We start from the raw sequence: 5,465 nt of genomic DNA, 5'->3' as shown, positions 1-5,465 counted from the left end.
TTCCTCGCCCACGCGAGTATTTTCATCGCCCAATTTGCACCAGCGCAAAGCGCCATGTCCGCCCGGCAATCTATTAACACACAGCGGCCGATAACGCGTTGAAACAAAGAGGGAGGCGGCCAGCACCGCCCCAGACCAATTCGACGGCTGCGAGACCGCCTCCGGCTCCGGCAGGCCGGAAGCACGGCCGGGCAGACCAGGGGAGAGGTCTGCCCGGCCTTTTTGTCTCGGCCTCGCACTACCGACAGCTCTTGAAATCCGCCAGCGCGTCGATTCGTGGTTTTTAGGTCGAAGCAAACTTCTCAAGACAGGTTTGATGGAAGAGAAGCGGATTTGCGCCAACGCAAAGACTGACCCCACAGATATAGTATCTTACGGTTGTCAAAATCGTTGAAGATGAGGATATGAAAATGCTTACGAGACGCGAAGCCCTGCTGGGCTCTGTTCTTGCCGCCGCCGCCGTTGCCACCGTCGGGTCGGCACCGGTCATGGCGGCGGCGAAGGATGTCGCCGGACTGCCGCGCGAAAAAGTGACGTTGGTCTCGCCTCCTTTCGTGCATGCCCATGACCAGGTGGCCAAGGGCGGACCAAGGATTGTCGAATTCACTATGAAGATCGAAGAAAAGCCGATGGTCATCGATGCGGACGGCACGCAGCTCAACGCGATGACCTACAATGGCACGATCCCAGGCCCCCTCATGGTCGTGCACGAAGGCGACTATCTCGAGCTGACGCTCATCAATCCCGATACCAACACGCTCGGCCACAACATCGACATGCACGCTGCAACCGGGGGGCTCGGTGGCGGAGAGCTGACGTTGGTCAGCCCCGGCGAGCAAGCCACGCTGCGTTTCAAGGCCACTCGGCCGGGCACGTTCATTTACCATTGTGCGCCCGGTGGCGCGATGATCCCTTGGCACGTCGTGTCCGGTATGAGCGGAGCTGTCATGGTGCTCCCGCGCGACGGCTTGAAGGATGACGCCGGCAAGCCCGTCCACTACGACCGCATCTACTATCTCGGCGAGAGCGACTTCTACATCCCGCGCGACGAGCAGGGAAAGTTCAAGAAATACGACTCGGCTGGCGACAACTACGACGATACCGTGAAGGTGATGCGCGGCCTGATCCCGACGCACGTCGTGTTCAACGGAAAGGCTGGGTCGCTGACCGGCGAAAACGCCATGAAGGCGAAGGTCGGCGAAACGGTGCTGATCGTGCATTCGCAGGCCAACCGCGACACGCGTCCCCATCTGATCGGCGGCCACGGCGACTTCGTCTGGGAACAGGGCAAGTTTGCCAACCCGCCGGCGAAGGATCTCGAGACCTGGTTCATCCGCGGCGGATCTGCGGGCGCCGCGCTGTACACCTTCCGGCAGCCGGGCATCTACGCCTACGTCAACCACAACCTGATCGAAGCCGTCGAGCTCGGCGCGACCGCGCACTTCACGGTCGACGGAAAGTGGGACGACGATCTGATGACGCAGGTCGAAGCTCCCAAGGCCATCGCTTCGTAAGCGGAAAAGCCGATCACTCCGCAACTCGCCCGAACAGTCGGCGAGTTGCATCGGCAGGCGGAGTTTGGCATGTCCTTCGATCCTATATTCACATTTGGAGCCATCGCGGCCGCCGCGCTCATTGGGCTAGGGGTCAGCCATTCGGTAGGTGACGTGTCCTCGCAAGCTCGAGGTTCAACTCCAGTAATTGAGTTGGTAACCTTGGCACCCGGCTCGTTCGACCATCCTCAGCCTGGGGAATTCCTCAAGGACAGCCATCCCGCGCCCGCGCCCATGGCGAGGGAAACCATCTACGCGGCGCTGGAGATCATGAAAGTCCAGGTGACTGCATCGGATTATGACCGTTGCGTTCTGGATGGGGCTTGCAAGTCTGCCGACTCGCGCCTTGTCGGCAACGTTCCGGCAACGGGCATCAGCTTCCTCGATGCACAGGCCTATGCGAATTGGCTGTCGGCGAAGACTGGTGAGGCGTGGCGGCTGCCGACCGATGTGGAATGGGCCTATGCGGCAGGCGAGCGGTTTCGCGCCGACATAGAGGCCGGCGTATCGGACCCCGACGACCCGGCTCAGCGATGGCTTGCGCAGTACCGCAACGAGGCGGCGTTGGGGCGCAAGTCGGATCCTCAGCCACACCCGAGCGGGTCCTTTGGCCTCAACTCAAAGGGGGTCGCGGATATTGCGGGCAACGTGTGGGAGTGGACATCGACATGCTACATCCACGCGACGATGTCCAGCAATGGCACGGGTATCGCCGACTCGATCACCAATTGCGGCGTGCATGTGGTGGAGGGCTTCCACCGCACTTACATGTCGAACTTCATCCGCGACGGGAAGAGCGGCGGTTGCGCGGTAGGCACACCGCCCGACAACCTGGGATTCCGTCTTGTCCGCGACCGCCATGGCTTCCTGGGGGCAACTCTTCACCGCCTAGGCCTGACCTGACTATTTTTTATCTGCCTGCGCGGCTGTCGTGAATGGTTTCATAGACTGCCACTTCATCAGGCTTGAACGGACGCAAAGGGAACAAAAAGCATCCTTCACACCCCGAACAAGGGTTGGAGCCCCTCAATTCGGCGGCTTGGCAAGATTGCGGGGTTCTGGAGCGCGATATCGCGCTACGCGTTCTGCGCCGCTGGGACCAGTCCAAGCGAGGCTATTCCGTTCACGAAAAGGACGCCAAATGTTCTTGGATTAGAGGATGCAAACGCGTTCTGATTGTAAGGGGTTGTCCGGTGATGAGCGGGTTCATTCCATCCGTCATGATGGCACCGCAGATTAACGATGCCGAATACGCTGATCGGATCTGCTCCTAAGAAAGACCTCTTGCCCGGTTTCGGCCGGGCATTTTTTGGCCTTCGGCGAGATGGCGCTTGGGTGACTTGAACTTCCTCCTGTCCTCGAGGCAGACGATATAATCGGCGAACACCGAACGGCTCAGGTTGACGGCGTGCGGCCCAGAAGGAAGGCGGCGACAAGAACCCCCGAAATCGACAATAGCCCGGCTATCGGAAGAGCAGCAGGATCGTATGCGGATCGAGAACGCGTCCCTCCAGGACGTCGCCTTCCCTGAAGTGCCCTCGAAACCACCGGGCGATCCGGGAGTTGCCGCCCACAACGCGAACGGCACCTGTTCGGTTGGCCGTTCTGTTTATTTTCGAGACCACCGTTTCATCGTCGCCGAGCAGCACGCGGACAGGATCGCCGTCCTTTCCAAGGAACTCGCTCGCCTCGATGCCTAGATTCAGGAGACCCTGGTTGTAGTAGGTCGGCCCCAGAACGACCGAAAAAGTTGCCATGGTCGGACCTGCCTTCGGCTCCGGTGGAAAATCGGCGGTCGGCGGTGCGTGTGTCCTGTCGACTTCGGCTTCGTCCGCTTCCTCGCGTTCCGCATCTTCAGAGATCGGCTGACCTCGATCCTTGCCGTTCCACCGCGGATCGAATTGACTGATAAGGCTGTCCTCTAGGCCAGCCGCCAGATTGATCTCGAAATCGGCATATCGAAGGTGAGAGATTGGAGCGAAGGCGAAGATGCGAATCTCGGTGCCTAGGCCGATGGCATCCTTGATGTTGCGGTGGCAACGCTGGTTGGTGGCCTGCCGCTTTCCTGGCCGACAGTACCCGACATATCGTTTTCGAATCGAGCGAGCAGTCTTGCCGATGTACAGAACCTCGATGCCCGACACGAAAGCGTAGAGCGCGTTCTTGGCATCTAGCAGGGCTTCGTTCGCCGCCGCGTTCTCGCCGTCCAACTCATAAACAATGAAGTCGCCGGACGACAGCCATCGACCGATGTCGAGAAAGCCAAGGCTCAGGAGAACCTCCGCGTTCAAATCGGAATGTGCCATGCGCAGGAGCTCCCTTCAGTTTGGTTACGACCTCGCACCGATGAGAGGCTTTACCAGATCGGTTGCGTACTGGACGGCGAGCGGCTCTCCGCAAAGGCGGATGCCCCAGTTCTGTCGGTCGTCCACAAAGAATACGATCTCGATGTCAGGAAGCATCCGCTGATCTTGCGCGGTTGCGAATGCCTGCTCGACACGGTCTCTGTAGGGTCCGATTAGCCGAGGTCGTCGAGTTCGCCGCCCTCCGCTCGGTCGATTACCAGCCTGCCCCAGCGATCCGGAAGCGCGTCCCGAAGGCTAGGGAAAAGCGGGCTGTCGCCGACGTGGACGTATGTCTGGCCGTCAAGGGTCTGCAGCTCGATCGGATCAATCTCGACCGCATTCCGGCGCTGGAGATAGCTTCGGCCGTACGCCAGGCGGCCAGAAGGGCCTGCACGCGACCGCCTGATCTCGAACCGCGCGGCGACGATCTCCTCCTTCTCTCCGGGGAGGGTGATGTAGACAAAGCACTCTTGTAGATTCTTAGAAGTCATTGTCCATCGCTCCGGATCCCTGACGCGCCCGCTGCCTGGCGGACTGCCCTTCGAGCGCGATCCCGTGCCTGTCGGCCTCGGGATCGGCTACATCGGCAAGGCCTTTGAGAAGGCCATAGATCGCCAGCGCGGCCGCATAGGTCCCGATCGTCACAGTCGAACTCCCCTTTTCAGCGGAGGAAAGAGTCTCCCGATGCACGCCGATGCGCCTTGCGACATCCTCAAGGGTCATGTTCCTACGAAGCCGCGCCGTGCGGATATTCTGTCCGAGAGCGCGCAACGCTTCTTCGGCATCATATGAAAGAACTGACGGTCCGGTCCGGCGGGCCATAGGCACCTCAAAATGTCGAATAGAACCGACGTTATAGATGTTAACGTCGATTAGAGCCGACATTGGGCGCACAGTCAAGCTTCTGCGCCATGAGACCTGCATGGATGTCGATTATAATCGACGCAACTCTTCATAATGAAGATTATAACCGACATCAGGAGTATGGCAGAGATCGGGAGCCGCTGGCCGCCGCCTTACGTCCTACAGTCTGATCGGGCGTGCGTAAATTCAGCTTTGATCGAATGCTTGCCTCAGACGCCATTTGTCAATGATTGCGCCTTATTGCGATCGGGGCGCGTTGATTTCGCTTCGATTTTTGACGTTGTGTTGCGTCTGTGTCGCGCTCAATGACGAAGAATCGACCAAATAAGGAAGCCGAAGAGCACGATGCAGAAGACGACAACGCAGGCGACGACCCCGCGATGCAAGGAGGCCGTGAGACCATGTTTTTCGTGGAAACCTAGCGGGTCGGCACGGAAATCCGCTTCCATCTGGCGTTTGATCTTTTTCTGCAACTCCTTGTCAGACATTTTTGGAACAGGTTTTACAGTAGCCTTCGGCCGGAATGGTTGAACCGAAGCATGATTGCCCCTCCTCAAGCAAGAGCAACCAAGCACTGTCGAGCGCTTCGTGTCCAGCGCCTCCGCTTCCGGTAGGGCGGCCAGGCCTTTAGGCCAACGTAATAGGCGAGCCCGACGGGATGTGCCGCAGATGTCCACGCGGCGAACGGGGCGGATGTCTGTAG

6 protein-coding genes and 1 pseudogene are annotated in these 5,465 nt (G+C 59.4%); 2 read left to right on the top strand and 5 right to left on the bottom strand.

Annotated elements, in window-relative coordinates:
• Positions 1 to 410: 410 nt before the first annotated feature.
• Both nirK and EOD07_RS20850 read left to right on the top strand, forming a co-directional pair.
• The gene (gene nirK, locus EOD07_RS20855) at positions 411 to 1,514 is read left to right on the top strand and encodes a copper-containing nitrite reductase (protein ID WP_127236805.1); all 1,104 of its coding nucleotides are present in this window, start codon (positions 411 to 413) and stop codon (positions 1,512 to 1,514) included.
• Positions 1,515 to 1,583: 69 nt separating this feature from the next.
• On the top strand, positions 1,584 to 2,456 hold the full coding sequence (locus tag EOD07_RS20850; RefSeq protein ID WP_127236804.1) for an SUMF1/EgtB/PvdO family nonheme iron enzyme: 873 nt from the start codon (positions 1,584 to 1,586) through the stop codon (positions 2,454 to 2,456).
• 418 nt (positions 2,457 to 2,874) lie between these two features.
• Here the strand turns inward: EOD07_RS20850 and EOD07_RS39230 are convergent.
• From EOD07_RS39230 to EOD07_RS38155, 5 genes and pseudogenes are all read right to left on the bottom strand, one after another.
• Positions 2,875 to 2,961 (bottom strand): annotated as a pseudogene (locus tag EOD07_RS39230) (MucR family transcriptional regulator); the annotation flags it as partial.
• Between the two features lie 55 nt (positions 2,962 to 3,016).
• Positions 3,017 to 3,859 (bottom strand): GIY-YIG nuclease family protein, encoded by an 843-nt coding sequence (locus EOD07_RS20840; protein WP_245470353.1) that lies wholly within the window; start codon positions 3,857 to 3,859, stop codon positions 3,017 to 3,019.
• A gap of 212 nt (positions 3,860 to 4,071) precedes the next feature.
• Positions 4,072 to 4,389, bottom strand: coding sequence for a hypothetical protein (locus tag EOD07_RS20835; protein WP_127236801.1), 318 nt, complete (start codon positions 4,387 to 4,389; stop codon positions 4,072 to 4,074).
• Positions 4,379 to 4,720 carry a helix-turn-helix transcriptional regulator gene (locus EOD07_RS39100; RefSeq protein ID WP_127236806.1) on the bottom strand — a complete coding sequence of 114 codons (342 nt, stop codon included), beginning with the start codon at positions 4,718 to 4,720 and terminating at the stop codon, positions 4,379 to 4,381. The genes EOD07_RS20835 and EOD07_RS39100 overlap by 11 nt, the downstream gene beginning before the upstream one ends.
• Positions 4,721 to 5,064: 344 nt before the next feature.
• Positions 5,065 to 5,465 (bottom strand): hypothetical protein (locus EOD07_RS38155; RefSeq protein ID WP_206519512.1); only part of this gene is annotated, 401 nt, incomplete at its 5' end.

The sequence above is a fragment of the Mesorhizobium sp. M2C.T.Ca.TU.002.02.1.1 genome (genome assembly GCF_003997225.1).
The sequence above is the reverse complement of the archived record's forward strand: the minus strand, read 5'-3'. Positions and strand labels throughout refer to the sequence as shown.

Excerpts from the sequence above, each read along its gene's own strand:
- nirK (WP_127236805.1), top strand. The coding sequence starts at position 411 with ATGCTTACGAGACGCGAAGCCCTGCTGGGCTCTGTTCTTGCCGCCGCC.
- EOD07_RS20850 (WP_127236804.1), top strand. The coding sequence starts at position 1,584 with ATGTCCTTCGATCCTATATTCACATTTGGAGCCATCGCGGCCGCCGCG.
- EOD07_RS20840 (WP_245470353.1), bottom strand. The coding sequence starts at position 3,859 with ATGGCACATTCCGATTTGAACGCGGAGGTTCTCCTGAGCCTTGGCTTT.
- EOD07_RS20835 (WP_127236801.1), bottom strand. The coding sequence starts at position 4,389 with ATGACTTCTAAGAATCTACAAGAGTGCTTTGTCTACATCACCCTCCCC.
- EOD07_RS39100 (WP_127236806.1), bottom strand. The coding sequence starts at position 4,720 with ATGGCCCGCCGGACCGGACCGTCAGTTCTTTCATATGATGCCGAAGAA.